The 16,562-nt window shown below is 39.7% G+C and carries 20 protein-coding genes and 1 pseudogene; 12 read left to right on the top strand and 9 right to left on the bottom strand.

Going from position 1 to position 16,562, the window contains the following annotated elements:
* Positions 1–39 precede the first annotated feature (39 nt).
* The 5 genes from ACPZ3T_RS06850 (at position 40) to ACPZ3T_RS06830 (ending at position 3,670) form a co-directional block, all read left to right on the top strand.
* Complete coding sequence (locus tag ACPZ3T_RS06850; RefSeq protein WP_490274632.1) at positions 40–984, top strand: restriction endonuclease; 945 nt, start codon at positions 40–42, stop codon at positions 982–984.
* A gap of 203 nt (positions 985–1,187) precedes the next feature.
* Entirely contained in the window at positions 1,188–1,634 is a 447-nt protein-coding gene (locus ACPZ3T_RS06845; protein WP_490274630.1) for a Tse2 family ADP-ribosyltransferase toxin, read from the top strand.
* A 26-nt stretch (positions 1,635–1,660) separates the two neighbouring features.
* Positions 1,661–2,188, top strand: a complete 528-nt coding sequence (locus ACPZ3T_RS06840; protein WP_490274628.1) for a hypothetical protein — start codon at positions 1,661–1,663, stop codon at positions 2,186–2,188.
* A gap of 219 nt (positions 2,189–2,407) precedes the next feature.
* Positions 2,408–3,250, top strand: a complete 843-nt coding sequence (locus tag ACPZ3T_RS06835) for a ParA family protein (protein WP_490274626.1) — start codon at positions 2,408–2,410, stop codon at positions 3,248–3,250.
* Positions 3,251–3,670, top strand: coding sequence for a hypothetical protein (locus ACPZ3T_RS06830; protein ID WP_490274624.1), 420 nt, complete (start codon positions 3,251–3,253; stop codon positions 3,668–3,670).
* A 29-nt stretch (positions 3,671–3,699) separates the two neighbouring features.
* On the opposite strand, the gene ACPZ3T_RS06825 is transcribed toward ACPZ3T_RS06830, so the two are convergent.
* The 5 genes from ACPZ3T_RS06825 to ACPZ3T_RS06805 all read right to left on the bottom strand — a co-directional run bounded on the left by ACPZ3T_RS06825 (position 3,700) and on the right by ACPZ3T_RS06805 (position 6,783).
* Positions 3,700–4,104 carry a type II toxin-antitoxin system VapC family toxin gene (locus ACPZ3T_RS06825; RefSeq protein ID WP_490274622.1) on the bottom strand — a complete coding sequence of 135 codons (405 nt, stop codon included), beginning with the start codon at positions 4,102–4,104 and terminating at the stop codon, positions 3,700–3,702.
* Positions 4,105–4,392 (bottom strand): hypothetical protein, encoded by a 288-nt coding sequence (locus tag ACPZ3T_RS06820; protein ID WP_490274620.1) that lies wholly within the window; start codon positions 4,390–4,392, stop codon positions 4,105–4,107.
* A gap of 145 nt (positions 4,393–4,537) precedes the next feature.
* Positions 4,538–6,172: a chaperonin GroEL gene (groL, locus tag ACPZ3T_RS06815; protein WP_490274618.1), complete on the bottom strand. Its 1,635-nt coding sequence runs from the start codon at positions 6,170–6,172 to the stop codon at positions 4,538–4,540.
* Positions 6,173–6,294: 122 nt separating this feature from the next.
* Entirely contained in the window at positions 6,295–6,606 is a 312-nt protein-coding gene (groES, locus tag ACPZ3T_RS06810; protein WP_066375868.1) for a co-chaperone GroES, read from the bottom strand.
* Between the two features lie 42 nt (positions 6,607–6,648).
* Positions 6,649–6,783: a hypothetical protein gene (locus ACPZ3T_RS06805; protein ID WP_490274615.1), complete on the bottom strand. Its 135-nt coding sequence runs from the start codon at positions 6,781–6,783 to the stop codon at positions 6,649–6,651.
* Positions 6,784–7,615: 832 nt separating this feature from the next.
* Between ACPZ3T_RS06805 and ACPZ3T_RS06800 the strand changes: the two genes are divergently transcribed.
* From ACPZ3T_RS06800 to ACPZ3T_RS06780, 5 genes and pseudogenes are all read left to right on the top strand, one after another.
* Positions 7,616–8,293, top strand: coding sequence for a response regulator transcription factor (locus tag ACPZ3T_RS06800; RefSeq protein WP_237992963.1), 678 nt, complete (start codon positions 7,616–7,618; stop codon positions 8,291–8,293).
* 302 nt (positions 8,294–8,595) lie between these two features.
* Positions 8,596–8,867 (top strand): annotated as a pseudogene (locus ACPZ3T_RS06795) (gluconokinase); the annotation flags it as partial.
* Between the two features lie 288 nt (positions 8,868–9,155).
* On the top strand, positions 9,156–9,497 hold the full coding sequence (locus ACPZ3T_RS06790) for a DUF1815 family protein (RefSeq protein WP_490274612.1): 342 nt from the start codon (positions 9,156–9,158) through the stop codon (positions 9,495–9,497).
* A 70-nt stretch (positions 9,498–9,567) separates the two neighbouring features.
* Complete coding sequence (locus tag ACPZ3T_RS06785; protein ID WP_490274610.1) at positions 9,568–10,389, top strand: Rpn family recombination-promoting nuclease/putative transposase; 822 nt, start codon at positions 9,568–9,570, stop codon at positions 10,387–10,389.
* Positions 10,390–10,431: 42 nt separating this feature from the next.
* Positions 10,432–10,617, top strand: coding sequence for an Rpn/YhgA-type helix-turn-helix domain-containing protein (locus ACPZ3T_RS06780; protein WP_490274608.1), 186 nt, complete (start codon positions 10,432–10,434; stop codon positions 10,615–10,617).
* A gap of 55 nt (positions 10,618–10,672) precedes the next feature.
* Here ACPZ3T_RS06780 and asnS read toward each other — a convergent pair whose 3' ends face one another.
* The gene (gene asnS, locus ACPZ3T_RS06775; protein WP_490274607.1) at positions 10,673–12,064 is read right to left on the bottom strand and encodes an asparagine--tRNA ligase; all 1,392 of its coding nucleotides are present in this window, start codon (positions 12,062–12,064) and stop codon (positions 10,673–10,675) included.
* Positions 12,065–12,067: 3 nt separating this feature from the next.
* Positions 12,068–12,433: a sll0565 family protein gene (locus ACPZ3T_RS06770; protein ID WP_490274606.1), complete on the bottom strand. Its 366-nt coding sequence runs from the start codon at positions 12,431–12,433 to the stop codon at positions 12,068–12,070.
* 50 nt (positions 12,434–12,483) lie between these two features.
* Here ACPZ3T_RS06770 and ACPZ3T_RS06765 point away from each other — a divergent pair, with 50 nt between their 5' ends.
* Complete coding sequence (locus ACPZ3T_RS06765) at positions 12,484–12,774, top strand: DUF6439 family protein (protein WP_490274604.1); 291 nt, start codon at positions 12,484–12,486, stop codon at positions 12,772–12,774.
* Between the two features lie 263 nt (positions 12,775–13,037).
* The gene (locus ACPZ3T_RS06760; RefSeq protein ID WP_490274602.1) at positions 13,038–14,252 is read left to right on the top strand and encodes an RNA-guided endonuclease InsQ/TnpB family protein; all 1,215 of its coding nucleotides are present in this window, start codon (positions 13,038–13,040) and stop codon (positions 14,250–14,252) included.
* Between the two features lie 13 nt (positions 14,253–14,265).
* Here the strand turns inward: ACPZ3T_RS06760 and ACPZ3T_RS06755 are convergent, their stop codons facing one another.
* Together ACPZ3T_RS06755 and rlmD are read right to left on the bottom strand one after the other, a co-directional pair.
* Positions 14,266–14,715, bottom strand: a complete 450-nt coding sequence (locus tag ACPZ3T_RS06755) for an ATP-binding protein (protein WP_490274600.1) — start codon at positions 14,713–14,715, stop codon at positions 14,266–14,268.
* Positions 14,716–15,128: 413 nt separating this feature from the next.
* Positions 15,129–16,511, bottom strand: coding sequence for a 23S rRNA (uracil(1939)-C(5))-methyltransferase RlmD (gene rlmD, locus ACPZ3T_RS06750; protein ID WP_490274598.1), 1,383 nt, complete (start codon positions 16,509–16,511; stop codon positions 15,129–15,131).
* Positions 16,512–16,562 lie beyond the last annotated feature (51 nt).

Below are 16,562 nucleotides of genomic sequence, written 5' to 3'. Positions count from 1 at the left end.
TTAGTATATGATGAAACTAAGTTTTTCAGTATCTCAACGATGGCTATGACGATACCTGACTTCCAAACAATTATGCTTCCTTTGCTCCAGTATGCAAGTGATGAACAGGAACATTCTCTTAGAGAAACTATTGAAGCTCTAGCTAATGAGTTTAAATTGACCGATGAAGAAAGGAAAGAACTGTTACCAAGTGGGCAGCAGGCAATATTTGATAATCGCGTAGGATGGGCAAAGACTTATTTGATAAAAGCAGGATTATTAGAATCTCCCAAAAGAGGATTTTTCAAAATTACTAACCGTGGTTCTCAAATATTACATAAAAATCCACTAGTAATAAATCTACAATTTCTTGAACAATTTCCTGAGTACGTTCAATTCAAAAACACAAAAAAAATAGCTAATAGCAGTAATTCTCTAGTTGAGACAGTTGAAGATTTATCTAATAATGTTGCCATTTTAGACAACACTCCTCAAGAATCTATAGAACGTGGATATCATCAAATCCGACAAGAGCTAGAGATAGAAATTATCAACCGTGTTAAAAGTTGTTCTCCAGATTTCTTTGAAAGATTGGTAGTGGATTTGCTTGTCACAATGGGATATGGCGGTTCAAGGCGTGATGCAGGAAAGGCTATAGGTAAAAGTGGTGACAGTGGAATAGATGGAATTATCAAAGAAGATAAATTAGGGTTAGATATTGTTTATATTCAGGCTAAAAGATGGGATGCTACTGTTGTAGGCAGACCAGAAATTCAAAAATTTGTTGGTGCTTTACATGGACAAAGGGCTAGAAAAGGAGTTTTTATTACAACTTCAAAATTCTCACAAGACGCAAAAGATTATGTAGCTTTAATCGACAGCAAAATTGTGTTAATAGATGGTCAGGAACTAGCTCAGTTAATGATTGATAACAATGTAGGAGTATCAACTATATCAACTTATGAAATTAAAAAAATAGATTTAGATTTTTTCACAGATGAATAAAAATAATAATAATTATTATAGTTTGTAGGGTGCGTCAGTTACAGAATATTTTCAAATATTAATAAATTACTTATTCTGACGCACTCTACAGTCTTAATAAAAAAAGTCGTGCATTAAACCGTAAATTATAATGTTTTGAAATAATAATACTTCAAAAGACATCATGATTAATATGACTTGTATCTAAAATTCTGTATTAGCTAATGGTAAAACTATACTATCGAGGCATGGCAGAGCAAAATGGTAAGCCTAAAATCGGTCGGAGTGCGAGACTATTGGGAGTTAGACCGAGTATTGATATAAATGTTGAGCAAATGCCTGTAGGTTATCTGAATGAGCAAGGATATTTGTTAGCAGAGTCGGAGCGCGAGTTTCGAGGAGAGCTTGTTACTGTCGCTATCAGGGATACAAAGGGAATGTCCGTTTCACTCTCCATTGAAGGTTTACCAGCATTTCGCAAACCTGCAAAATTTGGTGGAACTGGAAAAGATCCACTATGGCAAATTGATGACAACATGATTACTGGAGACTTACAAGCTATTCAGGATAGCCCAACGCACGTTAGCATTTTGCCAAAAGTTACAATGTCTCTAGAAAGGTACGAATTAGCCTTAGCAAACACCCAAAACCATTGGGAAAGAATTGATTAGGAATATAACAATAGGAGGCTACATACATGGCATGGATATTTAGCTTATCAGCAGAATGTGGATCTGAAGAAATCAGTGCCAGTAAATTTGCTCAACACTTTATGGAGCAAATATTGATACTCTCAAATGGTAGCCGATGCCTATGTCGTACAGATACTTTTCAAGATATCGAAAACAATTGGTGGTGTCGCGTTTACCCCAATAATATTAGTGAACTAGGAATAGACAGCCCTGAAAGTGCTTATTTAATGACAGAATTAGGTATTTTGCTCTATAAACATCTCCGCCTTGCTCCGCCATTTCGTTATGCTTTAGTAGGTGTGGAAGTTGATGAATTTAGAACCTATAGTGAACTGATTGAAGACTTACCTAATTTATCTATCCCAGGATTAGTGTTAGCCAAAAAAATTGAACAGGAAGTTGAAGCATTAAAAGTTTTTAGAATTTTTAGTTCTGGTTATGTTTGGCAACCTTATGAGGGAGAAATTTACAATCCATTAATGGCATCCCCAGACTTAAAAAATAAACTTGATGAACTTTTGGCTGCAAGTTGAACTTATGTCTTGATAAATTAAAGAACCCCACCTTATATCCCACCATAATAATTTGTAAATCGAATCCTTTTCAAAGGACAAACCCGTGATAAATTCGATAAAATTTTACTCATAATTTGTGTAAATAGAATCAAGATTATGTATTTGCTTTTCTTATGTAATTTAAATCGTTAATTTTTCAGGGAAATATAAAACTATCTATTCTATATACCGAAAAATATGACAGCTAAAGTTGTTAGTGTTTGTAACCTCAAGGGTGGGGTAGGTAAAACTACGATAGTTATGGCCTTGGCAGAATATCTAGCAGGCGATACCATGTACCGCAAACGGGTACTTGCCATTGATCTCGACCCTCAAACTAATTTGACTGGCGCACTGATGTCTGAAGAAGTTTGGGAAAAGCAATTTGAAAGAAGAAAAGTCACTTTGCCATATTTATTTCAAGATCCTGAATATTTCTTAGACAACTTTCAACATCAAGATTTTATCGTCAAAGAAAATATATCAAACGTCAGAAACAGAAATTCTTTTACTTGCTTACATCTTATACCTAGTAGCCCCAGATTATTTGAGATTCAGGAAGATTTACCACGCGACTATCCTTCTATTAATTTAAGACCTGTTGACCTTATTCGGAAAATTATCAAACCTTTATTGAAAAATTATGATTATGTTTTAATAGACTGTCCACCAAATATTAACCAAGTGACTAAAAGTGCATTCCTCGCTAGTGATTATTGCATAATACCTTGTGTACCAAATAGAATGTCAATGCACGGAGTAGAGCTAGTCCTAAAGCAAATTGATAAATACAACCTAAAACCAGTGGGGATTTTAATCTCTCGTTATAACCGAACCATAGCCCATCAAAGTGAAAATTTAAACTCAATTGTTACAAATCCTTTTTATCCACCAGTATTTCAAACGAAAATTCTAGAAAGAGCCAGAATTGCGGAAGGTTTAGAATTGAGTAATTATTTGACATATAGACAAAAATATGACGATTCCCATAGTTCTATGATGGAATTAGCCCAAGAGTTCATTCAAAGAGTAGGTAAATAAATGGATTCCTCACAAATTGCAAGTTTATTAAGGGCAATTGCAGATATTATAGAATCTGAACCCAAATTAGCTAAAGCTTTAGAAAAGCATTTCAGCAATCGTCTAAGCTCTCAATCAGATAATAATTTACCAAATTCAAAATACAATTCTACCAACGATTCTAATAATTTAGAAAACGGTGATGCTGTATTAGCAGAATGTCGGCGAATCTTACGTGAACAAGGTGAAGAAGAATTAAAAATTTACCTGACTGAATTAGGAGAGCAGGTTAGGGAATTATTGAAATATGGTCAACTTGACAGAAATCGTTCTATTCGTCGGCGGAAAGACTTAAATAGTATTGTTGAGCATATTATTCAACAATTAGTAGCTCAAGATAAAAGTGGCAAAATATTTGCAGGCATAATTTCTAAGGATTAAATTTATCTAAATTATGTCTAATTTTTTTATTATAAAATTAACCAATTTTCTAACTGTAAATCTTTCACTCTAGTTAAATCAGAATCATGAGAAACCAAAATTAAATCATGAATTATGGCGGTTGCAGCTATCAATATATCCGCATCCTGAATAATTTGACCTCTTCTGGTTAAATCAGCATGAATTTCTGAGGCTTTTTCAAAAATGTTGATATCATCCAGAAATAATATAGGATAATCTTGGCAAAATTGTTTAAATAAAGCTAGTTTTTTAGTGGCATTACTTCTTAAAAGTCCTCTTTGGATTTCATAGTAAGTTATGCCACTAATGCCAATAAATTGACCTTGGCGACGTTTTTCTGTAATTTTTAATCCTATTTCAATATTTTGTTTCAGTGATGCTGAAACAATATTAGTATCTAATAAATAACCCATCTAACCTCGTTTTACAGATTCATCAAAAAGTTGCATTTGCTCTGGAGTCAAATCATTTAGCATTCCTGAAACTAAATGTAAAGATAAAATGCTTTTAATCCTTTTTGTTAATTCCTCTTCAGAGATACTATCAATATCAGGAACAGCTACAGGGTTAAAAGTACGAGTAATTTCTGCAATCATTTCCTGTTTATCTAAATTTTCCTGATAAAGATGATTATTGTCAATTAAGGTTTTGACAATTTCAGTTAATTTTTGAGAATTAGGTTGATGATTAATTAAAGTCATAGTTAAATTTCCTCAAAATAATATTTCTCTTGCTTAAATCTTATGTTAGCAGTTTCCATTTTTCTGGAAAGGTAAAAGTTGACAAAAAAATAGCCGCCTCCGTTCAGGAAGCAGCTATTTTTTAAACTTATGTGACTACAGAATATTAGTAATCGAAGTCACCGCCGCCAGCACCAGCAGCAGCAGGCGCACCATCTTTAGGTTCTGGTTTGTCAACAACGATGCACTCGGTTGTTAACACCATACCAGCGATAGAAGCAGCGTTTTGCAGTGCAGAACGGGTTACTTTTGCGGGGTCAACGATACCAGCCGCGAGCATATCTACAAATTCGTTGGTAGCAGCGTTGAAACCAACGTTAAATTCCTTCTCTTTGACGCGTTCAGCGATTACAGCACCGTTTTGACCTGCGTTTTCAGCAATTCTCTTTAAAGGTGCGGGTAATGCACGAGCAACAATCAAAGCACCAGTTAATTCTTCTTCTTTGAGGTTGCTGTTAGCCCAAGCTTCGAGTTCAGGGGTGAGGTGAGCTAGGGTTGTACCACCACCAGGAACGATACCTTCTTCAACAGCTGCTTTGGTGGCGTTGATAGCATCTTCGAGGCGGAGTTTCTTGTCTTTCATTTCGGTTTCGGTAGCTGCGCCAACTTTCACTACAGCTACACCACCAGACAATTTAGCCAAACGCTCTTGCAGTTTTTCTTTGTCGTAGGAAGATTCGGTTTCGTCCATTTGACGACGAATTTGTTCTACACGCGCTTTAACTGCAACGTCGTTACCTTCAGCAACAATTGTGGTGCTGTCTTTGGTGATGGTGATACGGCGAGCTTTACCTAAGCTATCGAGCTTGGTGTTGTCGAGCTTCAAACCAGCATCTTCGGTGATGAGTTGACCGCCGGTGAGGATAGCGATATCTTCCAGCATAGCTTTGCGGCGATCGCCAAATCCAGGAGCTTTGACAGCAGCAACGTTGAGTACACCGCGTAAACGGTTAACTACTAAGGTTGCTAAAGCTTCTTTTTCAATATCTTCAGCGATAATCACTAAAGGACGACCAGCGCGAGCTACTTGCTCTAGAACGGGTACTAAATCTTGTACCAGCGCAATTTTCTTATCTGTTAACAACAGGTAAGGCTCATCGAAAATTGCTTCCATCCGTTCTGGGTCGGTGGCGAAGTAGGGGGAGATATAGCCTTTGTCGAAGCGCATACCTTCGGTAACTTCCAATTCGGTAGTTACAGACTTACCTTCTTCTAAGGAGATAACGCCTTCTTTACCGACTTTGTCCATTGCTTCAGCAATCATCTGACCGACTTCATCGTCGTTACCAGCAGAGATTGCACCAACTTGTGCGATCGCCTTAGAATCTTCTACAGGACGAGCGTGTTCTTTAATTTTTTCTACCAAGAAGTTGGTAGCTTTATCAATACCGCGCTTTAAGAGAATAGCGTTCGCGCCTGCGGCTACGTTCCGCAAACCTTCTTTGACAATGGCGTGAGCCAAAACGGTAGCTGTGGTTGTACCGTCACCTGCTGCATCGTTGGTTTTAGAAGCAGCTTGGCGAATCAAAGACACGCCAGTGTTTTCAATATGATCTTCTAATTCGATTTCTTTAGCAATGGTGACACCATCGTTAACGATTTGGGGCGCACCAAATTTCTTTTCTAATACTACGTTGCGACCTTTGGGGCCAAGGGTAACAGCTACAGCCTCAGCTAGAATGTCGATACCACGCTCTAGGGCGCGACGAGCGTTTTCGTTGTAGATAATGCGCTTTGCCATAGGTGTCTTAATCTCAGGTAGTGTGAGTCAATTTGGTTTTGAAAATTAATTTGGGCATGGGGCATGGGGCATTGGGCATGGTTTATGCTTATGCTTTGTGTGCCGTAACCCGCACCACTCATTTAGCCAACGACTGCTAGAATGTCTTTTTCAGAGAGCAGTACGTATTCTTCAGTGCCGAGCTTGATGTCTGTGCCAGCGTACTTGGAGTACAGCACTTTATCGCCAACTTTAACTTCCAATTCTTGACGGCTACCGTCGTCATTACGTCTGCCAGGGCCAAGGGCGACTACTTCACCTACTTGGGGCTTTTCTTTAGCGGTGTCGGGCAAGTATAGACCACCTGCGGTCTTTTCTTCGGACGCACTTACTTTTACAAAAACGCGATCGCCTAAAGGTTTAACTGTAGATACGCTTAGAGATACAGCTGCCATAATTTCAATTTCTCCAGAGTTAGCACTCTCAACTCCTGAGTGCTAATTTATCGAAGAGTAGCCCACAATGGCAATAATTAAGTGTGTACGGGTTTCCGAACTATGAATGGGCATTGGGCATTGGGCATTGGGCATTGGGCATTGGGCATAAATATTAGTCCATTCCCCATTCCCCATTCCCCATTCCCCATTCCCTGTTCCCCGTTCCCCGTTCCCCGTTCCCTAATGACTAATTACTAATGATTAATAATTAATGACTAAATAACTAATTTTTATACCCTTTTAGTTAGTTGCGTAGGTACAAATCCTTAATTATTAGTATTTTTCAGGTTTTTTTCTATAAGTTACGAATATTTTTATATGGTCAAATTTATTTGCAAAGTGGGGAAATTAGTATAGAACAGTAATCAGAGAGCCGCTCGATGAGTAACAATACAGTGACCTGGTGCAACAAAATACGAGTTTTTACTTGCTAGTTTGTTGTTCTAGATAGATAATAGTTGTCTACCCGGATAGTGTCTGGTTTCGCCAAGCAAACCCGGAGGTTATTGAGCGGATCGTCCGAGAACACTTGATAGGCATAATGGTGGTGAAAGAATATGCGTTTTTAACCCATCCTTTGCCAACAACTCCCTTACTTGCTGATAAACATTTTAAGATTAAGGCTGAACATTGGTAGGGTATTGTAGAGTAGTCAGCCAATGGAAGTGCAGGTGGTTTAACCGCTAGGGTCATCATAAGCCAACACTTAGTGAGTGAACTAGTGTGAACTAGAAAGATTATTATTTAATCAGTGTTTTTTCACCCGCCACTTTCAAAGGGATATATAATAGCGCATTATAATTACTACTGCTCTACGTATCCTTACTAGAATATTGCCAATGAGCTAACAGTCTTACAGAAAGTGGAAACTACTTGTGAGACTTTATGTCAAGCAAGGGTAAGTTAAGTGGGAAAAATGACAACATCTCAACAATCCACCATATAAGGATAACCATTCAAGACCTTGATGGATCGAAGCGCGACAAGTGCCACTGCTATGAAAGAGCCCAGCATGAAAGATCACAAACGACTTTTACTTATTGATGACGACCCTAACCTCATCTTGCTGGTGAAGGACTATCTGGAATTCCGAGGATATGAAGTCATCACCGCAGAAAACGGCCGAGAAGCTTTAGAGATTCTCGAACATGATGTTCCAGATATGATTATCTGTGACGTGATGATGCCAGAAATGGACGGATATACCTTTGTAGAACAAGTCCGGCAAAATGAACGCACCAGTTGGATTCCTGTCCTTTTCCTTTCGGCCAAAGGACAAAGTGCAGACCGAGTTAAAGGTCTCAATAAAGGTGCGGATGTCTATATGGTCAAGCCTTTTGAACCGGAAGAACTAGTAGCACAGGTAGAATCTTCCCTGAAGCAAACTATCCGTTGGAAGGAACACCAAACCAAAGGAGGAGAAAACGGTTCTCGTATTCAAGTTCCCTTTGATGTGCAATTAACCCCAACTGAACTCAAGGTAGTGCAGTTTGTAGCTAGGGGTCTAGCTAACCGAGAAATCGCTGAAGAATTAAATGTTAGTCAGCGTACCGTTGAAAGCCACGTTTCTAATATGTTGGGCAAAACTAATCTCCACAACCGCACTGAGTTGGCGCGGTGGGCGATTGAAAATCAAATGGCTTAACTAGCTATCAGCGTTCAGCCGTCAGGTTTACAAAAGTTAACTGACTGCTGACAGCTGATAGCTTAATTATTGCAGGAAAAAATAGGGGTGTAGCGATGCGCGCTGACTTTCTGGAATTTCCTCAACACAAAGAATTTTAGGTTTCATTTCATTGGTAACTGCTGATTTATTATCTGTTGGATGCTTTTCAGGAAACCAACAGTTCAAAATCATACCCTTTATTTAAAAAATATTACTAGACAAACTTTTGGGGTAGAAATTTAGATGTACCCTTGATGCCATTCGCTACTTGAAACTTGATAGTGATTATTTCGCTTATGGGTGTTTTTGGTTCTGCGAAGACCTCTATAGGACAAATGCTAGCAGCATCAGCATCCTGAAACGGGGAATTTAGTGATGCGGATAATTTCCACTCGCCAGAAAACATTGATAAAATGCACCGTGGTATTCCTTTGAGTGAGTTGCTAGGATACCCTAGTTACAAGATTTACAAACGGCAATTAAGCAATGGTTGCACGCAAATAGAAAGGTTGTGCTGGCGTGTACTCCACTAAAAGCAAGTTATCGTCAATTTTGAGTCATGGATAGCGACGATGCTGATACCGTTAGCTAAATATTGCTTCATATTTGTAAAACTTATTTTAGCGTGGCTTCATTTACAAAACTCCATGAGCTTTTAAACTAGGCAACTAAGGAGCTTTCAGGCTTTCATAGACCCCTTTTTCGAGTCAGAAAGACGGGGAAAAACTAAACTGAGTGAAGAATAATACAATATCTAAGAACCCTGTTCCCTTCTGTTTCGTCTTGAAGATCAATCTTCACTTCGTCCTAGCTTAACTGCGATCGCAGTAGGAGAAAACTTATGTTTATCAGATTAGCGCAACAACATCAGACATTCATTCACGACTTGGTAATTAACTTGCAAGCCCTAGCGATCGCGCTGGAGAATAAAGGATATACTACGTCTTTCTATAGTTGTGGTGATCAAATGAGAAGTGCTTCCTTCATGGTCAGTTTAGAAGAAAAGCACTTAATTCGGTTTTTAGTCTCTGACTACGGGATTACTTGGATGGAAATGTGGGATGACCGCGAGTTAATGAAATGTGAGGGTGCAGAGGCTATCACCCAATTAGACGAGTTAGCTAATTTAGTTAAGTATCCTAACTGCAAAACTTGCAAATTACATTTCTTCAGTAAACTTTAATGTGTATTAGGAAATTTAACTGCAACAAAATTAATATTACTTAAGCTTCAATTATTAATTTATTTAAATTATGTATGACAATATCTGTAAATTTATTGCTGAAAATTTCAAAGATGATTTAGCAACATGGTTACTAGGTTCACCGATTAAACTAACAGAGTTAAGTCCTACGGAACTATCTAACGAACCTATCCGCGCTGATTCGTTAATCTTATTACAGTCAGATAACCTAGTGCTACATACCGAATTTCAAACCGATGCAGATGAAGATATGCCCTTTCGGATGTTAGATTATCGCGTGAGGGTGTATCGGCGTTTTCCTGAAAAACAAATGCGTCAAGTAGTAATCTATTTGCGAAAAACCGCTTCTCCATTGGTCAATAAAAGCGATTTTCGGTTAGAGAAAACTTACCATGAGTTTGAAGTCATACGCCTATGGGAAGAACCAACAGAAAGGTTTATGACTGTTCCTGGCTTATTACCATTCGCTGCCTTAAGTCAGACTAAAGATCCTACAATGGTATTAAACGAAGTAGCAAAGGCGGTTGAAGCAATTACAGATCAACAGCTACAAAGGAACATAGCAACCGCCAGCGCAGTTTTAGCAGGTATCGTTTTACAAAAAGATGTAATTAGCAGAATTTTCAGGAGTGAGATTATGCGCGAATCAGTCATTTATCAGGAAATTCTCAAAGAAGGTAGAGCCGAAGGTCGAGTTGAAGGTCGAGCCGAAGGTAGAGCCGAAGGTCGAGTTGAAGCAACACGAAAGTTAGCTTTAAATTTACTGCAAATAGGTATGGATTTAGAGCAAATTGCTCAAGTTACTGAGTTATCTATTGAGCAAATTCAGGCTTTACAACAAGATATGCAAGACTCTGAAAGAAAAATATGAAACCGCGTAACAGTGGTTTTTTCCATTCTCAGGAGTGAGATTATGCGCGAATCAGTCATTTATCAGGAAATTCTCAAAGAAGGTAGAGCCGAAGGTGGAGTTGAAGCAACACGAAAGCTAGCTTTAAACCTACTGCAAATAGGTATGGATTTAGAGCAAGTTTCTCAAGTTACCGAGTTATCTATTGAGCAAGTTCAGGCTTTACAAAAACAGATGCAAGAATCTTAAAATCTCAACAAAAAACCCGCGTTTGCGGGTTTTGTTCGTCTCATTGATAGTGATATTAAAACTCAGCGTTTTGTGGTGTACGGGGGAAGGGAATCACATCCCGAATATTACTCATCCCTGTGATAAACTGCACCAGTCTTTCAAAACCCAAGCCAAAACCAGCATGAGGAACAGTACCATAACGGCGTAAATCAAGATACCACCACAAATCTTCAGGTTTCATTCCTTGGGCTAACACACGACGTTCTAAGACATCTAAGCGTTCTTCTCTTTGTGAGCCGCCAATAATTTCACCAATTTTCGGTGCAAGGATATCCATTGCACGGACGGTTTTCTCGTCATCATTCAAGCGCATATAGAAGGCTTTAATTTGCGCGGGATAATCTGTGACAATTACGGGTTTTTTAAACAATTGTTCAGCTAAATAACGTTCGTGTTCTGATTGTAAATCTAAGCCCCAATTGACAGGATATTCAAACTTAACATCAGCTTTTTCTAATAGTTTGATCGCATCTGTGTAAGTTAGGCGTTCAAATTGATTGTGAATAATATTCTCGGCTGTGGCTAAGACTGTATTATCAATGCGTTGGTTGAAAAATTCCATATCTTCTGGGCATTTTTCCAACACATAATTAAAAATGTGTTTGAGAAACGCCTCAGCTAAATCCATATCACCTTCTAAGTCACAAAAAGCCATTTCTGGCTCAACCATCCAAAATTCTGCTAAATGGCGGGATGTATTGGAGTTTTCTGCACGGAAGGTAGGGCCGAAGGTGTAGACGTTGCTAAAAGCCATTGCCATGACTTCGGCTTCTAGTTGTCCACTCACGGTTAAGTAGGTGGGTTTAGCAAAGAAATCTTGGGTGTAATCAATTGCTTGGGTTTCTGTACGGGGTAGATTCTTTAAATCTAAACTGGTGACACTAAATAGTTCTCCTGCACCTTCGCAATCGCTAGCGGTGATAATAGGGGTGTGTACCCACAAAAAGCCTCTTTCTTGGAAGAATTGGTGAATGGCTGTGGAACAAGCATTACGAACCCGAAAAACTGCACCAAAAGAATTAGTACGCGATCGCAAATGTCCAATGGTGCGTAAAAATTCAAAAGAATGGCGTTTCTTTTGTAGTGGGTAGGTTTCGGGATCAGCTTCACCGTAGACTTTCACTGCCTCGGCTGTTAATTCAATACGCTGTCCTTTGCCTTGGGAAGCCACCAATAACCCTTTGACTTCCACTGACGCACCTGTATTTAGTTGTTTTAAAATTGCTTCATAGTCTGGCAAATCCTGATTGATGACAACTTGCAAATTAGCTAATGATGAGCCGTCATTTATCTCAATAAAAGCGAACCCCTTTAAGTCGCGCTTCGTTCTTACCCAGCCTTGAACTACAACAGACTCATCGGGTTGACCACTTCGCAATATTTCTGCAATCCGTTGATTTACCATATTTTACCCAGCACAGGACTTTAATATCCAGCCTATAATAACGCCCATTCCACCAAAGCGGACAGCTTGCCAGAAAGGTTTCTTGAGGCTACGCCAAGAAAACAGCTGGCTTTCTAAATTTAGTTCTAGCACTTCTAACTGTTGTTTGATGTGCCGTAACTCGGCTTTGATTTCTGGTGTTTTATTTTTATTGTCCTGTAGTTCTTGCTGACGTTGTTGCCATTGTGCCTGTTGGGTGCGATCGCGCTCTACTTGATCATACCTTTGTTTTAATGCCAATAGCGATCGCTCTAGTTCTTCTAGTTCCTGCTCAAAGTTTGGTTGTTGATTTTCCCCTGGCGGCTGGGATGATTTTTTTGGCGGCTTCATTTACAGGTAGTAAAGTAATAAGTAAATCTAACTGTTGCCAATGGTTATTTATGTCTCAACCTAGCCAGCTATCTCACACCAATCAACTCCATGAATTGAGCGACTTAGAACTAGCCCAAGCCCTGATGGAAAGGCTGACTATTTCCCCTAACGATTGGCATCGCCTCAAGTCTAACCGCAATTCTCGTGCTAGTGAACAAATTGCCGCCGCTATGGTATTTCTACTCAAAAACCAACCCCAAGAAGCTCTTGTTAGACTAGAACAAGCTGTTGGTTGGTTAGATCGTTCCATTTCCGCTCCTCCCTGTCCGACTCATGGGCATAAGCAAGCGGAAAAGTAAAAGGTAAAAGTAATAAATCTTATTACTTTTACCTTTTTACTTAAATTAATTACGAGTCGTGATGCGTAAAGCCCCCTTTTTCTAAAAGGGGGATATAAGCGAATGTGCCGAACGCCACTTGCTACAACGGGGGAAACCCCCCTCCGGGTTCACCAGTCCCCTACGGCGGGAGACCCGCCTACAGGGCTGGATTCACCGCAACGCAGTGGCTCATTTATTCGGCTTTAAAAAAAGTTGACTGGTTTTTAAGATACAATAGGTATATGCTAAACCTAACTTATACCTATCGCCTAAAACTTTTGCAGCAACAGTCCCAAACCTACGACGCATGGCTAGAAACATCTCGCAGGGTTTGGAATTTTGCCTTAGCGGAAAGGAAAGATTGGTATAAGTCAAGGTCATGCAGAATTGATGCTTGCAGTATTAAAAGTGAGTACATCATTAAAGCGGATGCACCACGCCCAACATTCGCATCTCAATGCAAAGCTTTAACTCAAGCCAGAAAAACTAATACTAACCTCAATGCAGCACATTCTCAGATGTTGCAGCAAGTATTGAGGCGATTAGAGAAAGCATTTATTGGGATGTGGGAATCAGGCAGAGGCTTTCCCCGATTTAAAAAACAAGGAAGAATACGCTCTTTGCTGTTCCCGCAATTGGGTGTTAATCCCATTCAAGGAAACAAAGTTAAACTTCCCGGTATTGGTTGGGTGAAAATGCAGTTATCCCGGCCTATTCCAGATGGGTTTGTTGCCAAACAAGCTCAAGTGGTGAAGAAGGCTTCAGGATGGTACGTGATGCTCACACTGCAAGCCAATGTTGATGTTCCCAGTTTTGTACCGCACGGTCAACCAATTGGTATAGACTTGGGGTTAAAAAGTTTTTTAGCTACATCTACTGGAGAGCAAATTGCTAGGCCTAAATTTTTCCTGGATCTCCAACGCCAGCTGAAATTGCTGCAACAAAGAGTAAGCCACAAGAAATTAGGGTCAAATAATTGGCGAAAGGCTCAACAGAAGGTATCGCGGCTATATGAACACATTCACAACACTCGTAAAGATTTTCATTTTAAATTGGCACATCGCCTATGTGACCAAGGTGGAATGATATTTGTTGAAGATTTGAACTTTAAAGCATGGGCGAAGGGAATGTTTTCAAAACATACCTTAGATGCTGGCTTCAATGAATTTCTTTCTATCTTAGAATGGGTGTGTTGGAAGCGTGGGGTTTATTTTGCCAAAGTTAATCCTGATGGAACTAGCCAAATCTGTCCCAACTGCAACCACCACACAGGCAAGAAAGACTTATCCGAGCGAGTGCATTTTTGTCGTGAATGTGGATTTGAAACAGATAGAGACGTTGCTGCCGCTATGGTGGTGATGCAGCGTGGACTTGCAGCCGTAGGGCATACGGTGAAGATGCTTGGCGAGGGGTTAAGCAATAGCTCCCTTTTGACCCAAGAATCCCCCGTTTTATAAACACGGGGGAGTGTCAACGCCTCAAAGACAGACGGGGGCGGTTTTCCATTTGCTTACATAATCTTAATTCTGTGCCTTTGCGATTCCACTCTACTTGATCAAAAATTTGGTGCAGGAGACACATACCTCTCCCACTTTCTGATTCATCAGCTGGTAAATAATCTGTTGGCTCTTCATTCTCTCTAATCACGGGATTAAAGCCTTGGCCTTGGTCTGATATCACCCACCAATACTGATTATCTATTAAGGAAAATCGGACTACAACTTTTTTACTAGGATCAAGATTATTTCCATGTTTAGCTGCATTCACTAGGGCTTCTTGGAGTCCTAGCCGGAGTTCAGCTTGTAATTTCGAGGGTATTTCTGCCAGAAGTAAATCTAAAATAGGACAGAGATAAAGCGTTGAGGCGAAACTAAGTGTGCCCCAATAACGTCCAACTGGACGAAGGGAAATGGTAATCACGAGAGAAACCCCATAGCTTTCAGTTAGCTAGACATCAGTTTGCTTTTACACGCACCCTGATATTATTTGAGGTAGTCATGCTGCCTTCAAACTTGCGTCTTAATTACTAAATATTGAAAATGCTGGGGAGCATTGACTCTGTTGTTGATTTTTGATTGTTGATACATAAAACGGCTGGGAATAATCATGGTAGTAAAGTTACCAACTTGGAAAATGATAGAAATTACAAGGATTTTTTCACTTTCTTAAAAATGGCCGATTTATACTCTAAACAATCTGTTTCATTAGTTAAATAGAGCCTATGCAACTTTAGTTTTATTAACAAAATCATTGGTATTTTTATGCTAATTCGATTTTAGCATTTTTACTATCCAATAGACCACAAATTTGCAATGTGAGTTTTTTGTAAAGACTTAAGCATTCTTACCATTATGTGATAACGCCAGAAATACAGCAGTTTCCACATGAGATGTTTGGGGGAAAAAATCGGCGGGTTGAATGCGTTCAATAGTATACAAGCCATTTTCACAGAGTAATTTAAGATCACGAGCGAGGGTAGCTACTTTGCAGCTGACGTAAACGATGCGCGGTGGTTTCGAGAATAATAAAGATTCGATAACAGTGCGATCGCATCCTTTCCGTGGCGGGTCTAGTATGACTACACTCGGTATTATTCCCATATTGGGCAGCAATTTCTCAACTGCTCCCGCCTGAAATGTAACATTATGTATACTATTGCGTTGGGCATTAGCGATCGCCTGTTGTACTGCTTCGGCTTGTACTTCTAATCCTATGGCTTGGTGTACCTGTTTCGCTAAGGGCAAAGTTAAAGTCCCAATACCACAATAAGCATCAACTAGTACCTCATCGCCTTGCAATTTTAGTTGTGATTGAATTACCTGTAAAAGAGCCTCGGCGGTTTCAGTAGAAACTTGGAAAAATGTATCGGGACGGACTTGAAATTCTAACCCGGCAAAGATTTCGCGTAGATAGGGTACACCCGCAATGCAACGTGTTTCTCTGCCAAAAATCGCATTGGTGCGTTGAGGGTTGTAATTTAATGACACCCCAACTAAATCAGGATACCGCTTTAGCCAAGCCTCCGCTTGCTGTTTAATTCTTGGTAAATCTTTATCTTTGACTACCAAAGTTAACAAAATTTCACCTGTCCGTCGTCCAATACGAAGACTTAAATGGCGAATTTCTCCTTGATGGCGGGTTTCATCGTAAATTGTCCAGCCTTGCTGCTGAATATCTTGCTTAACTTCTGCCAATAATGGATTTAAGCGTGAATCTTGAACGGGACATTGATTTAAGTTAACTAGTTGATGGCTACCCTTTTGGTAATAACCAGCTTGGACTTGACCCGTAGGAGAGATATCTAAAGGATAGGTAGCTTTGTTACGATAAGCTAAAAGCGACTGTGCCACTAACACAGGATCTACTGATGGTGCAGTAAAACCACCGATTCTTTGTAAAGCTTGAATAACTTGCTCCCGTTTAGCAACGAGTTGGTATTCATAATCAATGTGTTGCCACTGACAACCACCACACTTATCAGCCACAATGCAGCTAGGGCGAATCCTGTGGGGGGAAGGTTGTAATAATTCTTTAAGTTTGCCGTGAGCGTATTGAGGTTTGACGTGTACCAAGCGTACCAGAACGCGATCGCCTGGTACAGTATCCGGCACAAACACCACCCGTTCCTGGAAACGCCCCACACCATCACCAGTATCGCTCAAATCTGCGATCGTCACTTCTATTAATTCACCCTGTTGCCAAATAGAATTACTCATTAGTCATTACTCAATATTTCTTCACCAGTCACCAGTCCCCAATCCCCAATC

This window comes from Aliinostoc maniaoense (genome assembly GCF_058172895.1).
This window is presented reverse-complemented; position numbering and strand designations above follow the sequence as displayed.